The sequence below is a fragment of the Pseudomonas sp. TMP9 genome, assembly GCF_037943105.1.
Lineage (GTDB): Bacteria > Pseudomonadota > Gammaproteobacteria > Pseudomonadales > Pseudomonadaceae > Aquipseudomonas.
On the sequence record NZ_CP149803.1, the window covers coordinates 1,741,968 to 1,768,228 of the forward strand.

19 protein-coding genes are annotated in these 26,261 nt (G+C 58.4%); 12 read left to right on the forward strand and 7 right to left on the reverse strand.

The features are described 5' to 3' along the window. Positions 1-218 precede the first annotated feature (218 nt). From WF513_RS08235 to WF513_RS08260, 6 genes are all read left to right on the forward strand, one after another. Positions 219-1,562 carry a sodium:alanine symporter family protein gene (locus WF513_RS08235; RefSeq protein ID WP_339083159.1) on the forward strand — a complete coding sequence of 448 codons (1,344 nt, stop codon included), beginning with the start codon at positions 219-221 and terminating at the stop codon, positions 1,560-1,562. A gap of 139 nt (positions 1,563-1,701) precedes the next feature. Beyond that, entirely contained in the window at positions 1,702-2,202 is a 501-nt protein-coding gene (gene tpx / locus WF513_RS08240; protein WP_339083161.1) for a thiol peroxidase, read from the forward strand. Between the two features lie 236 nt (positions 2,203-2,438). Then, complete coding sequence (locus WF513_RS08245) at positions 2,439-3,668, forward strand: MdtA/MuxA family multidrug efflux RND transporter periplasmic adaptor subunit (protein WP_339083163.1); 1,230 nt, start codon at positions 2,439-2,441, stop codon at positions 3,666-3,668. Beyond that, positions 3,665-6,757, forward strand: coding sequence for an MdtB/MuxB family multidrug efflux RND transporter permease subunit (locus tag WF513_RS08250; protein WP_339083165.1), 3,093 nt, complete (start codon positions 3,665-3,667; stop codon positions 6,755-6,757). Before WF513_RS08245 ends, WF513_RS08250 begins: the two co-directional genes overlap by 4 nt. 190 nt (positions 6,758-6,947) lie before the next feature. Continuing rightward, a complete protein-coding gene (locus WF513_RS08255; protein ID WP_339083167.1) occupies positions 6,948-10,055 on the forward strand; it encodes an efflux RND transporter permease subunit in 3,108 nt (1,035 codons plus the stop codon). Continuing rightward, positions 10,052-11,530, forward strand: a complete 1,479-nt coding sequence (locus WF513_RS08260) for an efflux transporter outer membrane subunit (RefSeq protein WP_339083169.1) — start codon at positions 10,052-10,054, stop codon at positions 11,528-11,530. Before WF513_RS08255 ends, WF513_RS08260 begins: the two co-directional genes overlap by 4 nt. Here WF513_RS08260 and WF513_RS08265 read toward each other — a convergent pair. Beyond that, positions 11,502-12,002, reverse strand: coding sequence for a disulfide bond formation protein B (locus tag WF513_RS08265; protein ID WP_339083171.1), 501 nt, complete (start codon positions 12,000-12,002; stop codon positions 11,502-11,504). The two genes, WF513_RS08260 and WF513_RS08265, sit on opposite strands and share 29 nt — an antisense overlap. Positions 12,003-12,454: 452 nt before the next feature. Here WF513_RS08265 and katG point away from each other — a divergent pair, with 452 nt between their 5' ends. Together katG and WF513_RS08275 are read left to right on the forward strand one after the other, a co-directional pair. Continuing rightward, positions 12,455-14,665, forward strand: a complete 2,211-nt coding sequence (gene katG / locus WF513_RS08270) for a catalase/peroxidase HPI (RefSeq protein ID WP_339083172.1) — start codon at positions 12,455-12,457, stop codon at positions 14,663-14,665. A gap of 147 nt (positions 14,666-14,812) precedes the next feature. Beyond that, positions 14,813-15,370 (forward strand): ATP-dependent zinc protease, encoded by a 558-nt coding sequence (locus WF513_RS08275; RefSeq protein ID WP_339083174.1) that lies wholly within the window; start codon positions 14,813-14,815, stop codon positions 15,368-15,370. Positions 15,371-15,411: 41 nt separating this feature from the next. Here WF513_RS08275 and WF513_RS08280 read toward each other — a convergent pair whose 3' ends face one another. After that, positions 15,412-16,221 (reverse strand): TlpA disulfide reductase family protein, encoded by an 810-nt coding sequence (locus WF513_RS08280; RefSeq protein ID WP_339083176.1) that lies wholly within the window; start codon positions 16,219-16,221, stop codon positions 15,412-15,414. Positions 16,222-16,429: 208 nt separating this feature from the next. On the opposite strand from WF513_RS08280, the gene WF513_RS08285 reads away from it, so the two are divergent. Genes WF513_RS08285 through WF513_RS08295 form a run of 3 tightly spaced genes read left to right on the forward strand, consistent with a single transcriptional unit; the run spans position 16,430 to position 20,239 of the window. Beyond that, the gene (locus tag WF513_RS08285) at positions 16,430-17,356 is read left to right on the forward strand and encodes a triacylglycerol lipase (protein WP_339083178.1); all 927 of its coding nucleotides are present in this window, start codon (positions 16,430-16,432) and stop codon (positions 17,354-17,356) included. 48 nt (positions 17,357-17,404) lie between these two features. Then, entirely contained in the window at positions 17,405-18,481 is a 1,077-nt protein-coding gene (locus WF513_RS08290) for a lipase secretion chaperone (protein ID WP_339083180.1), read from the forward strand. Between the two features lie 12 nt (positions 18,482-18,493). Further along, the gene (locus tag WF513_RS08295) at positions 18,494-20,239 is read left to right on the forward strand and encodes an ATP-binding protein (RefSeq protein WP_339083182.1); all 1,746 of its coding nucleotides are present in this window, start codon (positions 18,494-18,496) and stop codon (positions 20,237-20,239) included. A gap of 16 nt (positions 20,240-20,255) precedes the next feature. On the opposite strand, the gene WF513_RS08300 is transcribed toward WF513_RS08295, so the two are convergent. From WF513_RS08300 to WF513_RS08310, 3 genes are all read right to left on the reverse strand, one after another. Continuing rightward, positions 20,256-20,873 carry a response regulator transcription factor gene (locus WF513_RS08300; RefSeq protein ID WP_339083184.1) on the reverse strand — a complete coding sequence of 206 codons (618 nt, stop codon included), beginning with the start codon at positions 20,871-20,873 and terminating at the stop codon, positions 20,256-20,258. A 142-nt stretch (positions 20,874-21,015) separates the two neighbouring features. Continuing rightward, the gene (locus WF513_RS08305; RefSeq protein WP_339083186.1) at positions 21,016-22,266 is read right to left on the reverse strand and encodes an outer membrane protein transport protein; all 1,251 of its coding nucleotides are present in this window, start codon (positions 22,264-22,266) and stop codon (positions 21,016-21,018) included. Positions 22,267-22,428: 162 nt separating this feature from the next. Next, positions 22,429-23,283: a sulfurtransferase gene (locus tag WF513_RS08310; protein WP_339083188.1), complete on the reverse strand. Its 855-nt coding sequence runs from the start codon at positions 23,281-23,283 to the stop codon at positions 22,429-22,431. 143 nt (positions 23,284-23,426) lie between these two features. Between WF513_RS08310 and WF513_RS08315 the strand changes: the two genes are divergently transcribed. After that, on the forward strand, positions 23,427-24,104 hold the full coding sequence (locus tag WF513_RS08315; protein ID WP_339083189.1) for an MnmC family methyltransferase: 678 nt from the start codon (positions 23,427-23,429) through the stop codon (positions 24,102-24,104). Positions 24,105-24,149: 45 nt separating this feature from the next. Here WF513_RS08315 and WF513_RS08320 read toward each other — a convergent pair whose 3' ends face one another. Together WF513_RS08320 and WF513_RS08325 are read right to left on the reverse strand one after the other, a co-directional pair. After that, positions 24,150-24,977 (reverse strand): HDOD domain-containing protein, encoded by an 828-nt coding sequence (locus WF513_RS08320; protein ID WP_339083190.1) that lies wholly within the window; start codon positions 24,975-24,977, stop codon positions 24,150-24,152. Between the two features lie 187 nt (positions 24,978-25,164). Continuing rightward, positions 25,165-26,226 (reverse strand): SMP-30/gluconolactonase/LRE family protein, encoded by a 1,062-nt coding sequence (locus tag WF513_RS08325; protein WP_339083192.1) that lies wholly within the window; start codon positions 26,224-26,226, stop codon positions 25,165-25,167. Positions 26,227-26,261 lie beyond the last annotated feature (35 nt).

Here is a 26,261-nt window from a genome sequence, read left to right on the forward strand (position 1 = left end):
TAAGCGTTTAAATCTAAACAGTGAAAACCCCTATGACAGTCTTCATATACTGACTGTTGCCGATATTCGGGCAGTCGTTGTGCTAGCGGACAGCACCCGATCTGCTGTTTGCCAGCCTGCCGATCCGGCTCGCTACTGGTGCAAAGCAAGGCCTACCCGGCATTCGGACAAGCGAAGGCTACCTCCCTCGCGTTCACTACAAAAATAAGGAAATGAACATGGAATTCCTCAACACCCTGGTTAATCAGCTTAATGGCATTGTCTGGGGTCCACCCATGCTGGTGCTGATTCTCGGTACCGGCCTGTTCCTCATGTTGCGCTTGAAGTTTATGCCGCTGACCAAGATCGGCGCAGGCTTTAAGTTGATGTGGCAGGGCCGCAAGAAGGGCGATGCGGAGAGCGGCGAAATCAGCCCGTTCCAGGCGTTGATGACCTGCCTGGCTGCTACCGTGGGTACTGGCAACATTGCCGGCGTGGCCACCGCGATTTTTCTTGGCGGTCCGGGCGCCTTGTTCTGGATGTGGTGCACCGCGCTGGTCGGTATGGCCACCAAGTACTGCGAAGTGGTGCTGGCGGTGCATTACCGCGAGAAGGACAAGCGCGGCGAGCACGTTGGCGGCCCGATGTACGCGATCAAAAACGGCTTGGGTAAAAAGTGGCTGTGGCTGGGCACCGCATTCGCCATCTTTGGTGGCTTTGCCGGCTTTGGTATCGGCAACATGGTCCAGGTCAACAGCATGGCCGCCGCCCTGCAAACCACCTTCAATGTGCCGCTTTGGGTCACAGGTGTTGTGACCATGGTCTTTGTCGGTATGGTCATCCTCGGTGGCATCAAACGTATCGGTAAAGTGGCGGCGACGTTGGTGCCGTTTATGTGTGTGGCCTACATCATCGCCGCCATGGTGGTGTTGGTGGTCAATGCCTCGGAAATTCCAGCAGCCTTTGACATGATTTTCACCTACGCCTTTAGCCCAGCGGCGGCCACGGGTGGTTTTGCGGGTGCGGCCGTGATGGCGGCGATTCGCTTTGGTGTGGCCCGCGGTATTTTCTCCAACGAAGCAGGCCTGGGCACTGCCGGTATTGCTCAAGCAGCCGGTACCACGAACAGCCCGGTCCGCTCGGGGATGATCGGTATGCTCGGGACCTTTATCGACACCATCATCATTTGCTCAATGACTGGCCTGGCGATTATTACGTCTGGCGTATGGACCAGCGGTGTCAGCGGTGCAGCGCTTTCTGCGGCAGCCTTCGAGTCGGCCATGCCCGGCGTTGGCGGTTACATTCTGACCATCGCTCTGGTGGTGTTCGCCTTTACCACCATCCTTGGCTGGAGCTACTTCGGCGAGAAGTGCTGGGAATACATGGTGGGTACCAAAGCCATATTGCCGTTCCGGATTCTATGGGTGGTGGCGGTGCCATTCGGCGCGATTGCCCAGCTGGACTTTGCGTGGCTGGTAGCGGATACCCTCAACGGCCTAATGGCGATTCCTAACTTGTTGTCGCTGCTGTTACTGAGCCCGATCGTGGTCAAACTGACCAAGGATCATTTCGCTAAAAATTGATGTACCGTTCGGGCGGTTAGGCCAGCCGGACGTTTGTTTAGCGCTGCCTATTGCCCATCAGAGGGCGCGGGCTTGCCAGTTGGTAGGTTCACGCCCTAACGTATTACCCCTGTCCATTTTTGCTGAAAGGATCGTCCCCATGGCACAAGTCACCCTTAAAGGCTCCCCGGTTGAAGTCACCGGTCAACTGCCGCAGATTGGTCAACAAGCGCCGGCGTTTAGCCTAGTTGCCGCTGACCTGAGTGATGTGAGCCTGGCCAGCTTGGCCGGCAAGCGCAAAGTTCTGAACATTTTCCCAAGCGTTGACACGCCTACCTGCGCCACCTCGGTGCGTACCTTCAACGCTGGTGCCAGTAAACTGGCCAACACCGTGGTGCTGTGCATCTCCACTGACCTGCCATTCGCCCAGGCACGCTTCTGCGGTGCTGAAGGCCTGGACAACGTCATCAACCTGTCGACCATGCGCGGTGCTGACTTCCTGCAGAGCTACGGCGTAGCCATTGCCAGCGGCCCGCTGGTCGGTGTGGCAGCCCGTGCAGTCCTGGTGCTAGATGAGCATGACAAAGTGCTGCACAGCGAGCTGGTCGGTGAAATCGCCGATGAGCCAAATTACGCAGCGGCAATGGCGGTGCTCAAGTAAGCACCCCCGGATGTTGATTACGGCCTGCTCTGCAGGCCGTTTTTATTCATGGCCTGCCATCCCTGGTGGCCACCCTGCGGGCCGTCACTACGCGACGTTGAGCACTGTTTCCGACAATTTTCTATTCGGATCAGACATTTAGTAACGCATAAGAAAGGTAAATAGCCGGTAAAGAGCCTTTGCAGGCCGGCTGATAGCCCATATCGTTCAGGCTCCCCACGTAAGCGATCGTTGCCATGCCTGATTCACAGTCCACCGTCCGTTCCCGAAATCTGTCCCGCCAATGGCTGATTGGCGCGCTCTTGCTCGCGTTGCTGCTTCTGCTGCTCTGGTGGTTTTGGCCGAATAAGCCGCAGCCGTCGTCTATGCGCGGCGGACCTTTTGGCGATATGGGGCCGATACCGGTGCGGGTGGCGGATGTTAGCCAGGGTGATTTCCCGGTCGAGCTCAAGGCTTTGGGTACCGTCACGGCCTACAACACCGTTAATGTACGCGGCCGGGTGGACGGCGAATTGGTCAAGGTGCTGTTCAAGGATGGCCAGCAGGTCAAAGCCGGCGAACTGCTCGCGGTGATCGACCCGCGCGCCTATGACATTGCCCTGCAGCAGGCCCAAGGTGCGCTGCAAGAGCGCCAAGCGCAGCTGCGCAACGCCGAGTTAGATTTGGCGCGCTACCGCGGCCTGTTTGCCGAAGACTCGATTGCCAAACAAACCCTCGATACCCAAGAAGCGTTGGTCAATCAGTACCGTGGCAACCTAAAAAGCTTGCAGGCGGATGTCGCCACAGCGCGACTTAATCTTGATTTCACCCAGGTGCGTGCAGCGATTAGTGGCCGCCTGGGTATCCGTCAGGCGGATGCCGGCAACTTAGTCAGTTCGAGCGATGCATTGCCGCTGGTGGTGATCACTCAGACTCTGCCAATTTCCGTGATGTTTACTCTGCCAGAAGCTGAATTACCGGCCGTGGTGCAGCAAATGCGCGCAGGCCAGACGCTAACGGTCGAGGCTTGGGACCGTAGTGAAAAATTAAAATTGGCAGAAGGGCAGCTGCAAAGCATTGATAACCTGATCGACACCGCCACCGGCACGGTCAAGCTCAAGGCGCGTTTTGCCAATGCCGAAGAAATGCTCTTCCCCAACCAATTCGTCAACGTGCGCCTGCGCGTGCAAACCCTGCAGAACGTCACGCTAATGCCGGCCGCCGCGCTGCAGTTTGGCGCGGGTGGCACCTTCGCCTATGTGGTAGACGCAGAAGACAAGGTGCAGCTGACGCCCATCAGCATCGGCCCTAGCGACGGCCAGGTCAGCGTGGTTGAGCAGGGGCTTAAAGCGGGCGACCGCGTGGTGTTGGAAGGCACCGATCGGTTGCGCTCGGGCAATCAGGTCGAGGTGGTCAGCGACCAGCCGGCTGCCACTCAAGCACAGCCAGCCGCGCCTGAGCGCTCAGCAGTGCCGCACGCCGAATGAACGTTTCCCGTGTATTTATCCTGCGCCCGGTCGCCACCACGCTGATCATGCTGGCGATCTTCCTCAGCGGCGTGCTCGCCTATCGGCTGTTGCCGGTATCGGCGTTGCCGGAAGTGGATTACCCGACTATCCGGGTGATGACCCTTTACCCAGGTGCCAGCCCAGATGTGATGACCAGCGCGGTCACTGCGCCGCTGGAGCGCCAGTTCGGGCAAATGGCCGGCCTTAAGCAAATGTCCTCGGCCAGCTCAGGCGGCGCGTCGGTGATCACCTTGCGCTTTAACCTAGACGTGCAACTGGGTGTCGCTGAGCAAGAAGTGCAGGCGGCGATCAATGGCGCCAGCAACTTGCTGCCCAACGATCTGCCGGCGCCACCGGTGTACAACAAAGTCAACCCGGCTGACACCCCGGTAATGACCTTGGCCATCAGCTCGAAAACCATGCCGCTGCCGCAGGTGTTTGACTTGGTCGACACCCGCCTGGCGCAAAAACTCGCGCAAACCAGTGGTGTCGGTCTGGTGACCTTGGCCGGTGGGCAGCGCCCGGCGATACGCGTGCGGGTCAACCCGCAATTGCTGGCGTCTTACGGCCTTAACCTCAGTGATGTGCGCACGCTGATCACCGCCAGCAACGTTAACCAGCCTAAAGGTAATTTCGACGGCCCGACCCGGGTGTCGCAACTGGATGCAAACGACCAGCTGAAATCCGCAGATGAATACCGCGAACTGATCCTCGGCTATAAGGATGGCGCAGCGCTGCGCCTGAAAGATGTCGCCACTATTGTCGACGGCGCGGAAAACCAGCGCCTGGCCGCTTGGGCTAACCGCAGCGAGGCGGTGCTGATTAATGTGCAACGCCAACCCGGTGCCAACGTCATTGAGGTGGTCGAGCGTATTCAGGCGTTGCTGCCCAGCCTCACCCAAGGGTTGCCGGCCAGCGTCGAGGTCAGCGTGCTGACTGACCGCACCGAAACCATCCGCGCGGCAGTCAAGGGCGTGCAACATGAGCTGCTGCTGGCCATCGCGCTGGTGGTGCTGGTGACCTTTGTGTTTCTGCGCAAACTCTCGGCGACCCTGATTCCCTCTATCGTTGTGCCGCTGTCCTTGGTTGGCACGTTTGGCGTGATGTATCTAGCCGGCTTCACCATCAACAACCTGACGTTGATGGCGCTGACCATTGCCACCGGCTTTGTGGTCGACGATGCCATCGTCATGCTGGAAAACATCGCACGCCATCTGGAAGAGGGCGAAACACCACTCAACGCTGCACTTAAAGGCGCTCGGCAGATTGGTTTTACCTTGGTTTCACTGACCATCTCGCTGATCGCCGTGCTAATTCCGCTGCTGTTTATGGCCGATGTGGTCGGGCGGCTGTTCCGCGAGTTCGCCATCACCCTGGCCGTGGCCATCTTAATTTCCCTGGTGGTGTCGCTGACACTGACGCCGATGATGTGCGCGCGCTTGCTCACCGTGCAAAAGCCCGCAGAAGAAGGGCGCTTCTACCGTGCTGCGGGCGCGGTGATCGACGCCATGATCGCCCGCTACGGAGTGTGGCTGAGCTGGGTACTCAAGCATCAGCCACTGACGCTATTGGTGGCCATTGGCACCCTGGTGTTGACGGTGCTGCTGTACCTCGTGGTGCCCAAGGGCTTCTTCCCAGTGCAGGACACGGGGCTGATCCAGGGTATTTCGCAAGCGCCGCAGTCGATTTCCTTCAAGGCCATGAGTGAGCGCCAGCAGCGGCTGGCCGAGGTGCTGCTGGAGGACCCGGCCGTGGCCAGCCTGTCGTCTTATATCGGGGTGGACGGTGATAACCCGACGCTGAACAGCGGTCGTTTACTGATCAACTTAACGCCACGGGCCGAGCGCGACGTTAGCGCCAGTCAGATCATCGAGCGTCTACGCCCGCAGCTGGCGCGCATTCCCGGTATCGCCTTGTACCTGCAGCCGGTGCAAGATTTATCCATCGAGGACCGGGTCAGCCGCACCCAGTTCCAGTTCAGCATGGAGTCGCCGGATACCGACCTGCTGGAAACATGGGCGCCAAAGTTGGTCAGCGCACTGCGCCAGCAACCCGAACTCACGGATGTAGCCAGCGACCTGCAGAACAGCGGCTTACAGGTGTTTCTCCACATCGACCGCGACCTCGCCGGGCGACTCGGCGTCAGTGTGGCCGATATTGATAACGCGCTGTACGACGCCTTCGGCCAGCGGCAGATTTCCACTATCTACACCCAAGCCAGCCAATACCGCGTGGTGCTGGAAAGCGCGAATGCCGGCAGTATTGGCCCGGCCGCCTTGCGCGAGATTTACGTCAGAGCCGCTGATGGCCAGCAGGTGGCGCTGTCCACCTTGGCGCGGGTTGAGGAGCGCGCGGCCAGTTTGTTGATCAACCATATCGGCCAATTCCCAGCGGCGACCTTGTCCTTCAACTTGGCCAGCGGCGTGTCGCTGGGCGAGGCGGTGGCGGTAATTGAGCAGGTCAAACAGCAGATCGCTATTCCGCCCGCGGTGCAAACACGCTTTCAAGGCGCGGCAGAGGCCTTCCGCGCATCGCTGTCGAGCACCTTACTGCTGATTCTGGCGGCCATCGTCACCATGTACATCGTCCTCGGCGTGCTCTACGAGAGTTATATCCACCCGATCACCATTCTGTCGACCTTGCCTTCGGCCGGTGTTGGCGCGTTGCTGGCGTTGCTGATTAGCGGTAATGAGCTGGGGCTGATTGCGATTATTGGCATCATTTTGCTGATCGGTATCGTCAAAAAGAACGCGATCATGATGATCGATTTTGCCCTCGACGCTGAGCGCAACCAAGGCATGCAGCCGGAAGCGGCGATCTACCAGGCGGCATTGCTGCGCTTTCGGCCAATTCTGATGACCACCTTAGCTGCGCTGTTTGGTGCCATCCCGCTGATGCTGGCCACCGGCTCCGGGGCTGAACTGCGCCAGCCATTGGGCTTGGTGATGGTGGGCGGCTTGCTGCTGAGCCAGGTCCTGACGCTGTTCACCACACCGGTGATTTACCTGTATTTCGATCGCCTGTCGCGGCGCATCAGCGGCCGCAGCGCAGCGGGAGTGGCGGTGTGAGTGGCGGTGTGAGTGTTTTCTGTAGGCGCCAGCTTGCAGGCGATACGTTGGCGCCGCCAATGATCGCGCGCAAGCCTGCTCCTGTTATGGGCAAGGCGCTAACGCGAAGCCCGGATGCAATCCGGGCTAGCAAAAAAAGCCACTCACTGACCTCAAGCAAACGGTATTGGGCGCTCGCAGAGGCCGTAACGTGAACCTCTCCGCGCCCTTTATCCGTCGCCCGGTTGCCACCTTACTGCTGAGCCTGGCGATTCTGCTGCTGGGCGGGGTGAGCTTCGGCCTGCTGTCGGTGGCGCCGCTGCCGCAGATGGATTTTCCCACCATTACCGTGCAGGCCAACCTGCCGGGTGCCAGCCCGCAGATCATGGCGTCCAGCGTGGCCACACCGCTGGAGCGCTCGCTCGGCACCATCGCCGGCATCAGCCAGATGAACAGCCGCAGCAGCCAGGGCAATACGCGGATAATGATCCAGTTCGATTTGGATCGAGACATCAACGCCGCCGCTCGCGAGGTGCAGGCCGCCATCAATGCTGCTCGCGAACTGCTACCCAGCGGCATGCGCAGCATGCCGACTTACGCCAAGGTCAACCCGTCGCAGGCACCGATCATGGTGCTGTCGCTGACCAGCGAGGTACTGGATAAAGGCCAGTTGTATGACGTAGCCTCGACCATCCTGGCGCAAAAACTCGCCCAGGTAACCGGCGTCGGTGAGGTGCAGATTGGCGGCAGTTCTCTGCCTGCGGTGCGCGTGGCGTTGGAACCGCGCTTGCTTGATCACTACGGCATTGCTCTGGATGAAGTGCGCCAGAGCATCAGCGCGGCTAATGCGAAGCGGCCCAAAGGTGCAGTGGAAGACGCCGAGCGGCATTGGCAGGTGCAGGCCAGTGATCAACTGGAAAAAGCCGCTGATTATCTGCCGTTGATTATCCGCTACCAAGACGGCGCCGCCGTGCGTTTGGCTGATGTGGCCACCGTCACTGATGGGGTAGAGGACCGTTACAACAGCGGTTTCTACAATGATGAGCAGGCGGTTCTGCTGGTGATTAACCGCCAGACAGGGGCCAATATTATTGAAACCATTGCCGGTATTCGCGCGCAACTGCCGGCGCTACAAGCGGTGATTCCCGCCAGTATTTCACTGCAAGTGGCCATGGACCGCTCGCCGGTGATCACCGCGACCCTGCATGAAGCTGAGCAAACCTTACTGATCGCCGTGGTGCTGGTGATTCTGGTGGTCTTCGCCTTCCTCGGCCGTTGGCGTGCGGCGCTGATTCCGGCACTGGCGGTACCGGTGTCGCTGGTCGGCACCTTTGCCGCGATGTACCTGTTGGATTTTTCCCTGAATAACCTGTCGCTGATGGCGCTGATTATTGCCACCGGCTTGGTGGTAGACGACGCCATTGTGGTGCTGGAAAACATCTCGCGGCATATCGAAGCCGGTGAAACGCCGATGGCAGCGGCCTTTAAGGGCGCACGTGAAGTGGGCTTTACCTTGCTGGCGATGAACCTCTCCTTAGTGGCGGTGTTTATCTCAATTTTGTTTATGGGCGGCATTGTCGAGCGCTTATTCCGCGAGTTCTCCATCACCCTGGCCGTGGCCATCGTGATTTCCCTGCTGGTGTCACTGACCCTGACGCCAATGCTCTGCGCGCGCTGGCTTAAGGCCGAAACAATTGAACACGCGCCCAGCGCCATGCAGCGTTGGGGCGGGGCCGTGCAGCGGCGCGTGTTGGCGTTTTACGCGCGGGGTTTGAACTGGGCACTCAAGCATTCCTTACTGATGCTGTTCAGCTTGTTGGCGACCATTGCCCTGAACATCTTCCTGTTTGTCAGCGTGCCGAAAACTTTTTTACCGCAACAGGACACTGGCCAGCTGATCGGCTTTATCCGCGGTGATGACGGTCTGTCGTTCCAGGTTATGCAACCGAAAATGGAAATTTACCGGCGCGCCGTGTTGGCTGACCCGGCGGTGGACAGTGTGGCGGGCTTCATTGGCGGCAGTGGCGGGATCAACAACGCCTTTATGATCGTGCGCCTGAAACCCATCAGCGAGCGCAAAATCGGCGCGCAGGAGGTCATTAACCGTCTGCGCCAGTCGGTGCCAAAAGTACCCGGTGGGCGAATGTTTTTGATGCCCGATCAGGATTTGCAGATCGGCGGCCGGCAGGGCCGCAGCTCAGAAAACGAATACATGCTGTTGTCCGGTGATCTCGACCAATTACGTATTTGGTTGCCACCGGTGCGCGATGCGCTGCGTGCGCTACCGGAGCTGACCGATATTGACGCCAAGGAGGCCGAAGGCACCCAGCAAATTCGTCTGGTGGTAAACCGCGACGTGGCTAAGCGCTTGGGCGTCGATATGAATATGATCACTGGTGTACTGAATAACGCGTTCAGCCAGCGGCAAATCTCGACCATCTATGACAGCCTCAACCAGTACAGCGTGGTCATGGAAATCAACCCGCAGTTCGCCCAGTACCCGGAAACGCTGGATCAAATTCAGCTGATCACGGCCGAGGGTGCGCGGGTGGCGTTGTCCAGTTTTGCCCGTTGGGAACGCAGCTTGGAAGAGGACCGGGTCAACCATCAGGGCCAGTTTGCGGTGGAAAATATTGGTTTTGCCCTGGCCGAAGGCGTCAGCTTGGACCAAGCCACGGCGGCGATCGAGCGTGCTGTGGCGCGTGTCGGCTTGCCGACTGAGGTGCAAGGCATGCTCAGCGGCACCGGTGGAGCTTTTCAACAAACCCAGCAAAACCAGCCATGGATGATTTTGCTGGCCCTAGTGGTGGTGTACGTCGTCCTCGGCGTGTTGTATGAGAGCTACATCCATCCGCTGACGATTCTCTCAACCTTACCTTCGGCCGGCGTCGGTGCGTTGCTCGCGCTGCAACTGATGAGTATTGAGTTCAGCCTGATCTCCCTGCTGGGGCTGTTTTTGCTGATCGGCATCGTTAAAAAGAACGCTATTTTGATGATCGACCTAGCCTTGCAGCTGGAACGCCAGCAGCAGCTAAGCCCTGAAGAGTCCATCCGTCAGGCCTGTTTGCTGCGCTTTCGTCCGATCATGATGACCACGCTAGCCGCGATTCTTGGTGCATTGCCGCTGATGCTCAGCAGCGCCGAAGGCTCAGAAATGCGCCAGCCGCTGGGCATCACCATCGTCGGTGGGCTGGTGCTGAGCCAATTGTTAACCCTGTACACCACGCCGGTGATTTACCTGTATTTCGACCGCCTGCGCCATCGGGTTAACCGCTGGCGCGGTGTGCGCACTGACGCTGCTCTGGAAACCCCGTTATGAAGGCTTTAGCTGCTTATCGTTTGCCCATCTTGCTGGCCTTAAGTGTGGCCCTGAGCGCCTGCGCCATCGGCCCGGATTACCAGCGTCCGCCGCTGCAAACGCCGACGCAGTTCAAACAAATTGCAGGCTGGACGCAAGCCACGCCTGGCGATGCGCTGGAGCGCGGCAACTGGTGGCAGCTGTATGGCGACGGCGAACTGAATGCGCTGGTTAAACGGCTGAATATCTCCAATCAAAACCTGGCCGCCAGCGAGGCGCAGTATCGCCAAGCACGCGCCTTGGTGCGGGGTGCGCGTGCCGCGTTGTATCCGAGCCTGTCGAGCAGCGCAGGTGCCAGCCGCAGCGGGCAGGGCGCAGGCAGTCAAGGGGGTTTTAGCGCCAACAATTCAAGCGCTGCTGGGGTGTCCACAGGTTATGACCTCGGCTTGAATGCTGCTTGGGAGCTGGATATCTGGGGCAAGCTGCGCCGTTCACTGGAATCCAGCCGGGCCGGTTTTGAGGCCAGCGCCGCTGATTTGGCCGCGCTAAAGCTCAGCCTGCAATCGGAGTTGGTGCAGAACTACCTGCAACTGCGCGTGCTGGATGACCAGCAGCGTCTGCTCAATGCCACGGTCGCAGCCTATGCGCGCTCACTAAAACTTACGCAAAACCAGTACAACGTGGGCATCGTGCCCAAATCCGATGTCAGCCAGGCGCTGACCCAGCTGAAAAGCACCCAAGCCCAGGCCATTGACCTCACCTGGCAGCGCGCCCAGTTGGAACACGCGATTGCCGTGTTGATTGGCGTAGCGCCCAGTGCGCTGAGTATCGCCGTGCGTGAGCAACTGCCGACGCTGCCGGAAATTCCTGTGGCACTCCCCTCGCAATTGCTCGAGCGCCGCCCGGATGTGGCCGCCGCTGAACGCCGGGTGATGGCCGCCAATGCCGACATCGGCGTGGCGCAAGCGGCGTGGTACCCAGACCTAAGCATTGCCGCCAGTGGCGGTTACCGGGGCAGCAGTTTTGCCGACTGGATCAACGTGCCCAACCGTTTTTGGTCGCTTGGCCCGCAACTGGCGCTGACCTTGTTTGATGGTGGCGTGCGCAGCGGCGTGCGCAGCGCCGAGCTGGAACGCAGCGAAGCGGCCTACGATCAAACTGTGGCGCAGTACCGCCAAGCGGTGCTCGACAGCTTCCGCGAGGTAGAAGACAGCTTGGTGCAACTGCGTGTACTGCAGCAGGAAGCGCTGATCCAGCAAGACGCGCTGGACGCTGCCCGCGAATCCCTGCGTTTGATCGACAATCAGTACCGCGCCGGCACTGTCGACTTCAATGCGGTGGTCAATGTGCAAGCCACGGCGCTGAACAACGAGCGCACCAATCTCAGCTTACTGGGTAGCCGCTTGACTGCCAGCGTGCAGCTAATCGCAGCCCTTGGCGGTGGCTGGCTAAGCGCCGATCCGCAGATTAACGGCGAATGGCGCGCCAAGCCGTGAACAGGCACAAGGCCAACAGCAGAACGACGCTCAGCAGCGTCCAGTGAGTAAACGGCAAGCCGATAATGTTGTAGTCGTTTTGCCCGCACACACCGGCGCTCATAAACACGCTGGGCAGCCACTCATGCAGCGGCAGGTAAAAGGCATAGAAGGGGAAGGGCGAGCAGCTGGAGCTTTCCAACATGCCGGTCTCGATCAACACCAGATGCGTGTTGTCATACACCGCCATGCCGACAGCTGCTAGCAACAGCGGCCACACAGGCAGCGTCAGCCAGCGCAGCCTGGCGACCTCTAGCGCCATGATCAGCAAACTGACAACGCCACCGCAGAGCAGCCACAAGCGAATCTGAATACACAACGTGCACGGCTCCCAACCGAGCAGATACTGCAGCAGCAGCGCCCCACTGAGCATGGCAAAGCATGCAAAGGCAATCAGGCTGAGGAGCGGTATAAGGGACAAGGGGCGGGACATCTAAATCTCCAAAAGACTTGGCAAGTAGGCTCAGGCAACTACTGTGCAGGCTCGGGTTAAAGGCTTGGCTGACCGAACCAAGCTGCCAAGGCGCCTAAGGATGATCGCCCATGGATAGGCAAACAAGCTCAGATTGCTGGCGAGAGGGGTTTTACCAAGCGTGCTCTAGGGTTACCGAGCCGCTGCAACTGCTCGCAGTCGCCAGTCATTGCTCATGCGTATGAGTGGCCATGGTTCATGCAATTAGGCTGATTTTCAGGCTGAAATTTACCCGCCCAGCGCTTTTCTTGCGGTTAATTTAGGCCGTTACCTCGGCATCGCCGATTGTATCCAGGTTCGAATTGCCCATGCTGTCGTACCCCTATAACGCTCATACCAAAATCCTATTGGCCCGTTTGCGCTCTAGCCACGATGCTAGGTGCATCAGTTAGGCCAATACACAGGAGAAATTCATGTCAAATGATGCAAAGTGCCCGTTTTCGGGTGGTGCTAGTAAAAATACGATGTCGGGCAGCGCGCCGAAGAATGCTGATTGGTGGCCCAATCAACTCAACCTGAATATTTTGCACCAACATTCCAGCAAGTCCGACCCGATGGGTGCGGGCTTCAATTATGCCGACCAATTCAACAGCCTTGATCTGGATGCGGTGGTCAAAGACCTCACCGTGTTGATGACTGATTCCCAAGATTGGTGGCCAGCTGACTGGGGTCACTACGGCGGCTTAATGATTCGTCTGGCATGGCACGCAGCCGGCACTTACCGCATCCACGATGGCCGAGGCGGTACGGGCACTGGTAACCAGCGTTTTGCGCCAATTAACAGCTGGCCGGATAACGGCAACTTGGATAAAGCCCGTCGTCTGCTTTGGCCGGTTAAGCAAAAGTACGGCAGCAAGCTGTCATGGGCTGACCTGTTTGTGTTGGCCGGTAACGTTGCCCTTGAATCCATGGGCTTTAAAACCTTCGGCTATGCCGGTGGTCGTGCTGATATTTGGGAGCCAGAACAAGACACCTATTGGGGCTCGGAAACCGAGTGGCTGGCCACCAGCGACAAGGCCAATAGCCGTTACAGCGGCGAGCGCGATCTGGAAAACCCGCTGGCTGCCGTGCAGATGGGCTTGATTTACGTCAACCCGGAAGGTCCGGACGGTAACCCCGACCCACTGGGTTCAGGCCGCGACGTGCGTGAAACATTCGCCCGTATGGCCATGAACGATGAAGAAACGGTCGCCTTGGTGGCTGGTGGTCACACCTTCGGTAAATCCCACGGCGCCGGCGATCCGACATTGGTCGGCCCTGAGCCGGAAGCGGGTGGCATCGAAGATCAGGGTTTTGGCTGGATCAACAAATTTGGCACCGGCATCGGCGTGCACACCACTACCAGCGGCATTGAAGGTGCTTGGAAGCCAAACCCCACCACCTGGGACAATGGTTATTTCGACATGCTGTTCGGTTACGAGTGGACGCTGACCAAAAGCCCAGCCGGTGCTCATCAGTGGACACCGATTAACTGCAAGCCTGAGCACCTGATTCCAGATGCTCATGATCCTGCGCTAAAGCACCCGCCGATGATGACCACAGCGGATATGTCGCTGCGTATGGACCCGGCCTACGAGAAAATCTCGCGGCACTTCCATCAGAATCCTGATGTGTTTGCTGATGCGTTTGCCCGTGCTTGGTTCAAGCTGACGCACCGTGATATGGGCCCGCGTGCTCGTTACCTCGGCCCGCTGGTGCCAGCAGAAGTGCTGATCTGGCAAGACCCAATCCCAGACGTTAACCACGCGCTAGTGGATGCACAGGACGTCGCGGCCCTCAAGGCCAAGGTATTGGCCAGTGGTCTGTCGATCAGTCAGTTGGTTAACACCGCTTGGGCGTCGGCCTCCACTTTCCGCGGCAGTGACAAGCGCGGTGGCGCTAACGGCGCGCGTATTCGTCTGGCGCCGCAGAAGGACTGGGCCGTCAATCAACCCGCCGAATTGGCCAAGGTGCTGACTGCGCTGGAAGCTATTCAGCAGGCCTTTAACGCCTCAGCCAGTGGCGGTAAGCAAGTCTCCCTCGCGGACCTGATTGTTATTGCCGGTGCTGCTGCAATTGAAGCCGCGGCGAAGAAGGCCGGTGTCGAGGTTGTGGTACCGTTCGCACCAGGGCGTATGGACGCCTCACAAGAAGAGACTGATGTCGAATCCTTCGAGGCGCTGGAACCTAAAGCCGATGGCTTCCGTAACTATGCGCGCAAGGGTTACGAGGGCGTCGCAGCCGAGATGCTGATTGATAAAGCGCAGCTGTTGGCGCTGACCGCACCTGAGTTAACCGTGCTGATCGGCGGTTTGCGTGCACTCAATGCCAATGTTGGCCAAGCCCAGCATGGCGTGTTCACTAAGCGCGTAGAAACCCTAAGCAACGACTTCTTCGTCAACCTGCTAGACATGGGCACCAAGTGGCATAAGCCCGGTAGCGATGGAGTGCTGGAAGGCCGTGATCGTAAAACGGGCGAGCTGAAGTGGACCGGCACCCAAGTTGATTTAGTGTTTGGCTCCAACTCGCAATTGCGCGCGTTGGCTGAGGTGTATGCCGCGAACGACGCTCAAGCCAAGTTTGTGCACGATTTCGTCGCTGCATGGGACAAAGTGATGAACTTGGATCGCTTCGATTTGAAGTGATCTAAACCCGCCACTGCCTGAAACAAACTTCGCCCCGCCACGGGTCACCATGGCGGGGCGATTTTGTTAGGCAAGTGGCTGATTCAGTCTCAGTTCAGCGAGCAGCGGTAATGTCGCTGCATCGTTTAAGCATCTTGGAGTTTCGTTATGGCAAACCTTGCCCGCACAACGCGTAAGCAAACCACCGCCGCATTCCTATGCGCCTTGGGCTGCACGCTGTTCACCACAGGTGCGCTGGCCAACCAACCGCAGATATTCGGCCTGCATGAGCACGTTGCCTTGCATGAACTGGCCTTGAATCTGCCCGCCAAACTCGACACCGGCGCTGAAACCGCCTCGCTCAGCGCTAAGAATATTCAAATGTTCGAGCGTGATGGCGGCGAGTGGGTGCGCTTCCAGCTGGGTTCAGACAACCCTGAGCAGACGCCAATCATCGAAAAGCCGCTGACCCGCATGAGCTATATCAAACGTCGCGCCGATGACCGTAAACCCGGTGACAAGCAGCTGTATAGCGCTCGCCCAGTCATTGAAATGGACATTTGCGTGGGCGATGAATTGAAGAATATTGAGATCAACCTGACCGATCGCAGCGCCTTCGAATACCCATTGCTGATTGGGGCAACGGCGCTCAAAGAATTTAACGCCGCCGTCAGCCCTGGCGTGCGTTATTCCGCAGGTCAGCCAAGTTGCGCTAAGGCTACATAAAAAGCGCTGAGCACTGTCACGCTGATCAAGCCCCTCCTGCGTTATTGATCCTCTTGCAGCACCTCAAGCGCGCGAGCCAAGCTGGCGCGGGACAACTCGCCCAAGTGGCTGCCCAACTGCCGGCCCTCAGCGTCGTAGAACAGCGTGCTTGGTAGTGCCATGGAGCCAACGTGCTGGCCCAGGCGGCCGCCGCTGTCGAGCAACACGTTAGCCAGTCCCAGCGCTTGGGCTTCTAGGTAACGGTTGACCTCACCAGGGCCCTCGCCTTGGTTGACGAACAAAAAGGTCAATTCAGGGTGGTTACGCTGCGCCTCAGCCAATACCGGCATTTCGCGCCGACACGGTGGGCACCATGTAGCCCAAAGATTCACTACCAGCGGTTTGCCGACATAGTCGTGCAGCGCCACCGTATCGCCGTTGCTGTCTGTTAATGACAACTCAGGCAGGCGCGTGCCTTGTTCAAACCCATACAGCGCCAGGCTGCCCAGCCCCCAGCTGAACACCCCGACAGCCAGTGCGCTGGCTAAGGGTGTTCTGATGGCCGGCATGCGCCACGCCTGCCAGGCACCCAACAGCAGGGCAGCCAGCACACCGGGCCATGCAATAAAGCCGCCGTCACGAATATCCAGCGCCTGCCAAGGCTGCTCGCGGTAGTGCGCAAAGTAGACGGCAACGAACGCCAGCCGCGCGCCCAATAGGGCCACCAACAATAAGCGGAAAAGCTGCTTTTCTGGGTTTACCGCGCTGCGTCGGCCGATGTACCAGCCGGCGAAAGTCGCCAGCAGCAGGCTGATCATCAACAGCACATGGGCCGTACTCAGTGTGAGTGGCCCCAGCGTGATGGTTAACATCGACGGCATTCCTCATGTTGGTGTGGGTTTTAAACCTGCGGGCGCCACCCTAGCAGCGATTCACGGCCAACAGCGTTTGGCCATGCATAAAGTGAAACCTTTCACTCACCCATCTGGGCGATAGCTCAGCAGCCAGTGCCTGCCTATTGTTGTTAGTACGCCGGACGCAGTTCCCCGGCGTACTAACAATAAAAACAAGGAGGCACCCATGCGTCGCGTTATCACCACTGCTTTAGCGGCTGTTGCCCTGGTCGGTGCAGTTCAGGCACAGGCCAATTACACCAAGACTAAATACCCGATCGTGCTGGTGCATGGCGTGACTGGCTTTGACACCATCGGCGGTCTGATCAACTATTTTCACACCATCCCTTGGAACCTTGAGCGTGACGGCGCCAAGGTCTTTGTCGCCAGCGTCTCGGCCCTCAATGACAGCGAACAACGCGGCGCCGCGCTGGCCCAGCAGATTGTGCCGTGGGCCAGTGCCAATGGCGGCAAGGTTAATTTGATCGGCCATAGCCAAGGCTCGCCGACCTCACGAGTGGCCGCGTCTTTGCGTCCTGATTTGGTGGCGTCGGTGACATCGGTCAATGGCGTCAATAAAGGTTCCAAAGTCGCCGATGTGCTGCGCGGGGTGATCCCACCCAACAGTGCCATTGAAGGCGGGGCCAACGGTTTAGCCAATGCTATTGGCGGGGTGATTAACCTGCTGTCCGGCAGCAACAACCCACAAAATGGCTTGGCCGCGCTGAGAACCCTGACCACCGCAGGCACTGCTGCACTCAATAATCGTCACCCATGGGGCGTGAACACCAGCAGTTACTGCGCTAAATCCACTGAAGTGCACAACGTGCGCGGGCACACTATTCGTTACTTCTCGTGGACTGGTAATAGCGCTTACACAAACGTGTTCGATGCGGTTGATCCGTTCTTAGCGATCACCGGATTGGCCTTTGGCAGCGAAAAGAACGACGGCTTGGTTGGCGTCTGTTCGACGTACCTCGGGCAGGTGATCGGTGATAGCTACAACATGAACCACGTGGATGCGATCAATCATCTTTTCGGCGTGCGCGGCTGGACCGAGCCGGTTTCGCTGTATCGCCAGCATGCCAACCGCCTGAAAAATAAAGGCGTCTGACCGTCAAACCGGTGGGCTGTACCCTGCAGCCCGCATTCGGGAGGCCACATGGCCCTGTCGTTACGTTCAACTGTTGCAGGCGTGCTAGTGGCCGGCAGCGTTGTCGGCCTTACGCTTTATTGGCAATGGCCTGCTGCTGTAGCCGAAGCGCCCGGCGTTGCGTCGGTCGTTAATACGCCTCGGGGCATCGCCGCCGCTGCGCCGCTGCACGCCACAAAACCAAGTTCGTCTGTTGCCGTCATTGCCCCACCAGCGAGCCTGCCGGGCTTGCAGGGTACTGAGGTGGATGGTGAACTTATGGCGGACAGTGCCGGTAATCTAAAGCTCAGCTTGGCACTTCGTGATTATCTGGATTACTTCCTCAGCGCTGCCGATCAGACGGGGCTAGAAACAGTTGTAGACACCATGCTCGCTGATGCTCGCGAACGTTTACCGGAGCCTGCTTTAGGCCAGTTTATTGGCCTGCTTGGTGACTACATGGATTACAAGCGCGCGAGCCTGGCATTGCTGCAGCAACCCCTAAGCAGTGCTCAGCAAAGCACCTCGGATGGTCAGCTGGTCGCCTTGCAACAGGCCTTCGAGCAGCTGGCGCTGTTACGCCGAGTGCATTTTTCCAGCGCAGCGGCTGAAGCGTTGTTTGGGGCCGAAGAAGCGTACGGCCGTTACACTCTTGATAACTTGGCGTTGATGGCCCGTAGTGATCTCAGCGAGCAAGGTAAAGCGCACGCTCAGGAACGCTTGCGCAGCCAACTACCAGAAGCCATGCGCGCCAGTGAAGAGCGCCAAGCGCAGGCTCAGGCCATGCAAATACAAAGTGAGAAGCTCTGGCAGGAGGGCGCGAGCGAACAGCAGGTGCGTCAACTCCTTGCATTGACCTATGATCCGCCAACAATCGAGCGCTTGCTGAGCGAGCAGCGCAACGAGCGCGCCTGGCAACAACGCTATGCCGCTTATCAGCAGGAGCATGCGGGCTTGCAAGGCAGCGGCCTCAGCGCTGCGGATCAGCAGCGCGAGCAACAGCGTCTACGCCAACGTTTATTCAGCGCTGAAGATCAGCACCGGGTGGAAACCTATGACGCCATTGCCGCCAAACAACAGGACCCACCTACGCCTCAATTGCAATGACGAAGGCCTGCTATGACCCTCGAGCAGCAGGAGTCTGTGCTGCTTACCCAGCAGCGCCGTGGCTACCACAGGCTGCGTTTTAGCGACGTTCTGGAAAATGAATTTGTCGAGCATCGGGTGCAGCGAATTCGGCGGCGCTTATTGCTCATTATTAGCGCAGCGGTGATTTTTCAGCTGGTCTACACCGCCCTTGATTTATTACTGCTAACCCCATCAATCGGTCTCAGCCTGTTGCCTGTGCGTGCAGTGGGCATTGCTGGCGCGCTCTGGGCATTCTTCTATTGCCGCCGGCCACAAAGCCCGGCGCGGCGTGCATTGTTAGCCTATGTAGCGGCTTATGGGCTCAACGGTGCCTGCGTTGCGGTGATTATCAACCTGAGTTGGAGTCAAGGGCTGGTCATGCCCTATGACGGGCTGTTTCTGGTGCTGCTGTTTGGCTATGTGCTGCTAGGCGTCTCATTTCGCGCGGTGAGCACGGCTTCTTGGGGTGTCTGTGGATTATTCCTGTTGCTGGGCTTTTTAAGCACGGGCGGCAGCGCAACGCTGGGTTATCAGGGGATGTTTTTGTTTTGCGCCAACGTAATCGGCAGTGCCGGTGCGTATTTACAAGAGCATGGCCAACGAGGCGCCTGGCTTAACCTGCGTCTGCTCGACCTCGCCCGCCAACGCGCCGAGGCTGACGATGGGCGCAAGCTGCGTTTATTAGCCGCGGCCAGCCATGACCTGCGCCAGCCGTTGAATGCCATGGGGCTTTATGCCCAGCACCTGCTGGAGCAAAACCAAGACCCCGGCGTGCACCGCATCAGCAGCCGCTTGGCGGTTGCCGTGGAGCAACTCAGTCGGCTGTTGCAGTCACTGTTCGATTACACCCGCCTGACCTTACCCGGCGGTGTGCAGGCCAAGCTTGAAGTGTTCGCTTTGCGCCCTTTGCTGACACGCCTCACCGATGAAACCCGCAGCGAAGCCTGCGCCGCGGCTACTGAGTTGCAGCTGCAATGCCCTGATATTTGGGTGCGCAGCGACCCACTTTTGCTTGAGCGAGTGTTACGCAACCTGCTCAGCAATGCCCTGCGCCACGCTCAGGCGCGGAATGTCTGGCTGCATGCCCGGGTGGAGCAGGGCGTGGTGCAGTTGGAGGTCGGTGATGATGGTCAGGGCTTGAGCGAAGAACAACAGGGCCAAGTCTTTGAAGAGTTTCGCCAGTTGGCCAATCCCGGACGCAATGCCGAGCGTGGCCTAGGTTTGGGCTTGGCCATCGTCCAGCAGTTGGCGCAGTTACTCGATCACCCGCTGCAGTTGCAGTCGAGCCTAGGCGCCGGCTCACGGTTTATTCTGCAACTGCCGCAGGCTGATGCTGGGCAATGGCAACCGCCCGCCCCAGCGGCAAACGCGTTGACTGGGCGCATCCTGTTATTGGAAGACGACCCCGCAGGACGTGAGGCCCTGAGCGGTTTGTTGCAGCGTTGGGGCTGTGAAGTCTGGGCCTGTGCTGACCCTGCGCAAGCACTGCAATGCATGGCCCACGCCCAGCCGCAGGTATTGATCAGCGATTATCGATTGGCCGCCACCGAGGATGGCTTACGCGCCATCGAGCGCTTGCGTGAAGAGGCCGGCCTGATGCTGCCAGCCCTACTGATTACAGCTGATATCGGCGCAGACCTGCAGGAGCGCTGCACCCGCGCGCACGTCACCTTGCTCGGCAAGCCGCTATTGCCGGCACGCTTGCGTCAGGCGCTGGCGGTACTTTTACCTGATTGAAAGTGCGCCTAGCCGCCTACAGCCAACCCCGTTGCCGCGCGGCACTGACACAGGCGGTGCGGGTGTGCACGGCGAACTCTTGAAACAGTGATTTCAAATGGGTCTTCACCGTGTCCTCGGAAACCCCCAGTTGCCGGCTGATGGATTTGTTCGGCAAACCATCGGCCAGCAGCCGGAGGATTTCTAGTTGGCGTGGCGTCAGTTGGGTTTTGTCACCCTGCTGCGGTGTGGGCAGGGTTTCGCCCAGCAGAACGCGGGTCACGGCTTGGCGCAGTTCATCACTGTTGGCACTTTTCGAGATAAAGCCCAGTGCGCCGGCGGCCAGGGCAGCCTGAGCATCAAGGTTAGAATCGCTGGCGCTGAGGATCGCTACCGGTGTCATGCGGCCCTGCTGTTGCCAGCGTTGCAGCAACGCTAGGCCTGGCATATCGGGCAAGCGTAGGTCGAGCAAGATCAAGTCAAAGCTGGCGTGCTGCAGGCAGATTTCGGCGTCAGCGGCTGATTCGGCCGTGCGAATCTGCAGGTCTTTACAGAGCGGGGCGAGGGCCAGGCTAAGGCCATCGAGAAAAATCCGGTGGTCGTCCACCAACAGCAGGCTGAGCTGTTCGGGCAAGGTGGTGCAAAGTACAGACATAAGCGCTGTCTCAGGCGGCATGGTTGGCCTGCCATCCTTGGCGGCCACTTGCGGGCGGTCGCTACGCGACGTTAAAAATTGTTCCAGACAATTCTTTATTGTTGTTGTAGTCGCGCCAGTGTACCGCAAAGCAGCGCTTGAATTAGAAGCGGTAGGTCACCTGGGCACCTAGGCCATGGGCGGTGTTTTTGTAAGTAGAGCGGTAGTCGCTTCGCTCGATATCAGTGTCGTTTTCCATCAGGTAGGAGTAGGCCAGATCGATGGTCATGTCCTCATTCGGGCTCCAGGCTGTGCCCAGGCTTAGGGCTTTTCGGTCGCCAGTGGGGATACGGGGTGAGCGGTTGAGGTTATTGGTTGGCGATTGATCCACGGCTAAGCCCGCTCGCAGCGTCCACTGACGGTTCAGTTTGTAAGCAGCGCCCACTGCATGGGCCCAGGTGTCATGCCAGTTTTGTGGCTCAACGATATTACCGATCTTGTTGTTTATCGGTGCCGGTACACCCTTATTCACAGCACGAATCTCTTCTAGACGGCTCCAGCGCGTCCAGGTGCTGCCGGCATACAGGGTCCAATCAGCGTTGAGCTCGTGAGTGATGGAGAAATCCACCGACTCTGGAGTTTTTAGCGCCAGGGTTGTATCAAATTTTCTGCCAGAAAAGGGCCCAAAACCGCTACCTTCAATCTGCGTATCGCCCTTTAAGGTGTAATCAACCATCGAGTGGTAGGTCATGCCAATACGGCTTTGCTCATTGATCTGAAACAGAACGCCAAGGTTGAAGCCCAGTGCTGTGTCATTGCCCTTGATCTTCACTTGGCTGTCGTTACTGCCTGGAGTAAGGGCGTTCGGCACAAAGGAAGTCAGCTCACCATCGATGCGGTTAATGGTTGGGCCAAAACCCACCGACAGCTGTTCATTAACGCGATAACTCAGGGTCGGCTGCAGGGTAATAACCCGCACGTCGCTGCGGTCGCCGTGGTAGCGGCCCTGGAAGTTACGTTCGTAATCGGTCACCAAGCCAAACGGTACATACAGCCCCAAACCGAAGCTCCAGTTATCGTCCAACGGTTTGACGTAATAGCCCATTGGCGCGCCGATAAACGGCACCATATCGCCGTCATTGCTGCCGATGGCGGAACCGCTGGCGTTGTCGATATCGGTTTTTGCGTGAATCAGGGCAATCCCGCCGCTGACTTGTTCACGCTTGAGTAGTGCCATACCTGCCGGATTGCCAAATACGGTGCTGGCATCATCAGCAGAGGAAGAGCGACCGGCGAAAGCGGTGCCCATGTTGCTGACGCTCTGCTCGTTGATGGCAAAACCACTGGCAACACCATGACTGGCAGCCGTTGCAAGGGCAAGAAACAGGCTGGTTTTAACGAATTTTGGGGACACGGAATAATCCTAGGTTTAGCGGGGGGGCGGAAACTACCAACTTTTCATGACCCCTGCCAAGCCTTTGAAGTTCCCGAGATAGAGAGGATTGCTGGGTAAATATGCGGTTATATTGGCTAAACCACAGCTGAATTGTCGGACAAACGTATGACTTGATGGTGTTTAGTCACCTGTGGCGACGGGCCGACTAGGGTCGGTTATCCATTCGCTCCACGAGCCGGCGTAGAGCCGGGCCAAGGGATAGCCGGCCAAGCAAAGGGCGAACAGATTGTGGCAGGCGGTTACCCCCGAGCCACAGTAGGCCACCAGCTCGCTAGGCGAGCGCCCATCGAGTTGCGCGCCGAAACGCTGATGCAACTGGGTGGCACTTAGAAAGTGTCCATCACTGTCCAGATTGTCCGTGAAGGCCGCGCATTTCGCGCCCGGAATATGCCCGGCAATCGGGTCAAGGGGCTCCACATCACCCCTAAAACGGGGCAGGCCACGAGCATCTAGCAGCGTCAGTCGGTTGTCGTGCAAACGCTGCTGCAACTGTGCCGCGCTGACCAGTAAGGTGTTATCGGCGCGACCGATGAAGGTGCCGAGTGCGGACGAGGGCAGGTCGTGGGTCAATGCACCGCCAGCTTCACGCCACGCCTTGAGGCCTCCATCAAGCAGGTATACACCGTCGCGTTTACCCAGCCAGGCCAGCAGCCACCAGGCGCGGGCAACAAATGCGCCAGGGCCGTCGTCATACAGCACCACGTCGCTGTGTGCATTCAGGCCCCATTCACGCAGGTGGTGCATCAACTGTGCGGGGGCGGGTAGCGGGTGGCGGCCGGTGATGCCGGGTTGGATGGGGCCGGACAGGTTGCGTTCCAGGTCTGCAAACTGCGCGCCGGGGATATGCCCTTCGCTGAAGCTGCGCTGGCCGTAGGCCAGATCTTCCAAGGCAAAGCGGCAATCGAGAATTAGCAGGTCGGGCTCAGCAAGGCGCTGTTGCAGTTGGGCGGCGCTGATCAATTGGGCGAGAGGCATGCCAGTCATCCTGTGGGCAAAAGGGCTGCACGCATCATAACCATGGCCTGTGCAGAAGAATTTCTATGAATAGACGCTGCATCGTGACCTTTTTATGTGCATGCTGCCTGCCCGTTTTGCTTTGACCGAGGTTGCCACGGCACATGAAGCGTTTTGTCTTGCTCGATACCGCCCCGATTCCCGATGGTTCTGGCGCGCTGTGCTTATTTGAGTATGGCGAGGATTTTGTCATCAAGATCGCTGGCGGTGATGGTGGCCAGCTGATGAACACCCGCATGCATGGCTCCGAAGATGCGCTGGCAGCCATTCCTTGCAAGAAAGTCGCGGGCCGTCCGGATTCGCGGGTGCTGATCGGCGGCCTCGGTATGGGCTTTACCTTGGCAGCAGCGTTACAGAATTTAGGCAAAACGGCTGAAGTGGAAGTGGCCGAGTTAGTACCGGGCGTGGTGGAGTGGAACCGCGGTCCGCTTGGTGCTAAAGCGGGCTATCCGCTCCTCGATCCGCGCACACGGGTGATTCAGGATGATGTCGCCAATTGCCTGAAAAGTGCCGATCAACGTTATGACGCAATCATGCTAGATGTCGATAACGGCCCCGAGGGCCTCACGCAAAAGCGCAATGGCTGGCTTTATTCTGCTCAGGGCCTGCAGCGGTGCTTTCAAGCGCTTCGCCCCAAGGGAATATTAGCGGTGTGGTCGGCCAGCGCTGATCGAGTGTTCAGCGAAAAAGTGCGCAAGGCGGGCTTTAAGGTGGAAGAAGTGCAGGTCTATGCCCACGGCAATAAGGGCACTCGGCACACCATCTGGATCGCCAGTAAGTAGCCATACCCACTAAGCGCTGGGCGAACGCTTCGTGGGGCTGTGTGCTCAGCCAAGCAGCTCGGCAAAGCCTTTGTCGGCATCCAGAATCGCCGGCAGTTCGTCCAGCAGGCTGGCCACATCGAGCCCTTCAAACAGAGGGCCCTGTAAGGTTTCCACCGCTTTGGACATTTCGCCAGGGTACTCGCGTAATGCTTCGGCAATTGACACTGCTTGGGCCAATACCCGAGGCAGTGGCATATCGACCGGAGCCTGGAACGGTCGGCTTTGAAAGGCGATAGCATGCTGGATCAACTCAGGCAGTTGCCAGCGACGCGCCAGTTCCGCGCCGACTTCGGGGAAGCCAAAGCCCAGTTGCAGCGTTTCCAGCGCAACCCGCTGGGCGGCCCCTATATCTTTGCCATTCTGGTTGAGGCGATCTGCTAGCTCAGGCGCTCCAGTCTGGATGAGTAGCTCGCCGATGTTGTGCATCATGCCGCAGGTAAAAGCCGTTTCAACTGCAACGCCACGATTCTTGGCCAGCAGCCGGCTGATGCTGGCGACTTGAAAGCTATGTATCCAAAAGCCCTTGAGGTCAAAGCCAGGCGGTGCGTGGAAGGCGCCTGTGACTGCCGACGCCAGGACTAATGTGCGCAGGGTGTTAAAGCCCAAGCGCATGGCGGCATCTTCAACGCTGGTGCATTCGCGTGCACCGCGAAAACGCGCGGAATTGGCAAGGCGTAGCACCTTGGCAGCAATCACCGGATCTAAGCTGATATTGCGTGCGACGCTGTCCAGGCTGGTATGCGGGTTGTCGAACTGCTGGATCAAGTCTTGGGCAACACGAGGGATTGAGGGCAAGCTGTTTACTTGGGTAAAAAGAGCATTTATATCCATGACAAAGCCTGTTGAGAAGGTTTGAACTATCAAGATAGCAGCGATTTTCTTGTCAAGAGGTTCGGTTTTTGGCTTTGCTGTTCTGCTTGTAAAAACGTCCTGATAGTTGCTGAGCGAAGCGTATCTTCATTCCTATTGCAGACGGCAAGCCCACTGGCAAACTTGCCAAGGGCCTGCTTTGAAAGGGTTAGCGAATTTTTAGCTTACCAATGCGGTCGTTATCCAGGCTGCCGAAGTACAGGTAATCGCCCACAGGTTTGACTGAAGTGATCATGCGCAGATGGGTGCCGCTGGTGTCATGCAGGCTGCGGATGATTTCACCTTGCTCGTTGAGGGCAATGGCAAAGCCATATGGCACCGCTTTTGGCCAGAAAGCGCGCGGCAGTTTGGCCAGTTGTGCTTTGGCCCACGGTGAGCGGTGCAGCATGTCGGCGTCAGCTTTGCGCGGTGAGGGCAGGGCGACCCAGAACGTGCCGTTGCGGTCGCCCTGCAGGTTGTCCGGCAGGCCCGGCAAGTTGTCGATGAAAATATCATGGCTGCCCGCTTTAGCGCCGCTCAGCCAGTAACGGGTGATGCGGTAGCGGTAGGTTTCGTTAACCAGCACGAAGTCTTCATTGGCGGATAGCGCCACACCGTTGGCGAAGTACAGGTCTTTTAGCAGCACACGGGTTTCAGCAGTGGCCGGGTTGTAGCTGAGCAGTCGGCCATGGGGGCGCGCTTCTAGCAGGTCGAGCAGGTAGTCGGGTTGTTCAAAGCGCGCGGAGGCATCACTGAAATAAATGGTGCCATCGCGGGCGATGTCCAGGTCATCGGTAAATTTGAAGGGTACGCCTTCAGCCTCGGTGGTCAGCACCGTGATCTGGCCTTGGGCATTGATGCTGAGTAAGCCTTTATAAGCATCAGCGACGATCAGGTTGCCCAGGGCATCAAAATCCATACCCAGCGGACGACCTTGGGTGTCTGCGAAGGTTTCCATGCTGCCATCGGCCTTTATGCGCACGATTTTGCCGTCATGCAAGCCGCTGTAGAGCTGACCTTGAGCATCAATTGCGGTGTCTTCCGGGCCATGCACTTGGCCGCGGCCAACCAGCTCAGCTTTCATCAAGGTGTCATTGGGTTCCAGCACCCCAGTCATCGGTGGGATGGCGGGTGCGTCCCACGCCAGCGGATCAATCGGACTGGGCGTGACGATCAGATAGATCGCCGCCGCAGCAATTAAGGCCACAAGCAGGCCAAGCAGTTTTTTCATTGTTGTTATTCCCCATGGAGAGAGTGAGCTCAGGC

Excerpts from the sequence above, each read along its gene's own strand:
- WF513_RS08245 (WP_339083163.1), top strand. The coding sequence starts at position 2,439 with ATGCCTGATTCACAGTCCACCGTCCGTTCCCGAAATCTGTCCCGCCAA.
- WF513_RS08250 (WP_339083165.1), top strand. The coding sequence starts at position 3,665 with ATGAACGTTTCCCGTGTATTTATCCTGCGCCCGGTCGCCACCACGCTG.
- WF513_RS08260 (WP_339083169.1), top strand. The coding sequence starts at position 10,052 with ATGAAGGCTTTAGCTGCTTATCGTTTGCCCATCTTGCTGGCCTTAAGT.
- WF513_RS08280 (WP_339083176.1), bottom strand. The coding sequence starts at position 16,221 with ATGTTAACCATCACGCTGGGGCCACTCACACTGAGTACGGCCCATGTG.
- WF513_RS08310 (WP_339083188.1), bottom strand. The coding sequence starts at position 23,283 with ATGCCTCTCGCCCAATTGATCAGCGCCGCCCAACTGCAACAGCGCCTT.
- WF513_RS08320 (WP_339083190.1), bottom strand. The coding sequence starts at position 24,977 with ATGGATATAAATGCTCTTTTTACCCAAGTAAACAGCTTGCCCTCAATC.
- WF513_RS08295 (WP_339083182.1), top strand. The coding sequence starts at position 18,494 with ATGACCCTCGAGCAGCAGGAGTCTGTGCTGCTTACCCAGCAGCGCCGT.
- katG (WP_339083172.1), top strand. The coding sequence starts at position 12,455 with ATGTCAAATGATGCAAAGTGCCCGTTTTCGGGTGGTGCTAGTAAAAAT.
- WF513_RS08325 (WP_339083192.1), bottom strand. The coding sequence starts at position 26,226 with ATGAAAAAACTGCTTGGCCTGCTTGTGGCCTTAATTGCTGCGGCGGCG.
- WF513_RS08275 (WP_339083174.1), top strand. The coding sequence starts at position 14,813 with ATGGCAAACCTTGCCCGCACAACGCGTAAGCAAACCACCGCCGCATTC.
- WF513_RS08300 (WP_339083184.1), bottom strand. The coding sequence starts at position 20,873 with ATGTCTGTACTTTGCACCACCTTGCCCGAACAGCTCAGCCTGCTGTTG.
- WF513_RS08290 (WP_339083180.1), top strand. The coding sequence starts at position 17,405 with ATGGCCCTGTCGTTACGTTCAACTGTTGCAGGCGTGCTAGTGGCCGGC.
- tpx (WP_339083161.1), top strand. The coding sequence starts at position 1,702 with ATGGCACAAGTCACCCTTAAAGGCTCCCCGGTTGAAGTCACCGGTCAA.
- WF513_RS08315 (WP_339083189.1), top strand. The coding sequence starts at position 23,427 with ATGAAGCGTTTTGTCTTGCTCGATACCGCCCCGATTCCCGATGGTTCT.
- WF513_RS08235 (WP_339083159.1), top strand. The coding sequence starts at position 219 with ATGGAATTCCTCAACACCCTGGTTAATCAGCTTAATGGCATTGTCTGG.
- WF513_RS08265 (WP_339083171.1), bottom strand. The coding sequence starts at position 12,002 with ATGTCCCGCCCCTTGTCCCTTATACCGCTCCTCAGCCTGATTGCCTTT.
- WF513_RS08285 (WP_339083178.1), top strand. The coding sequence starts at position 16,430 with ATGCGTCGCGTTATCACCACTGCTTTAGCGGCTGTTGCCCTGGTCGGT.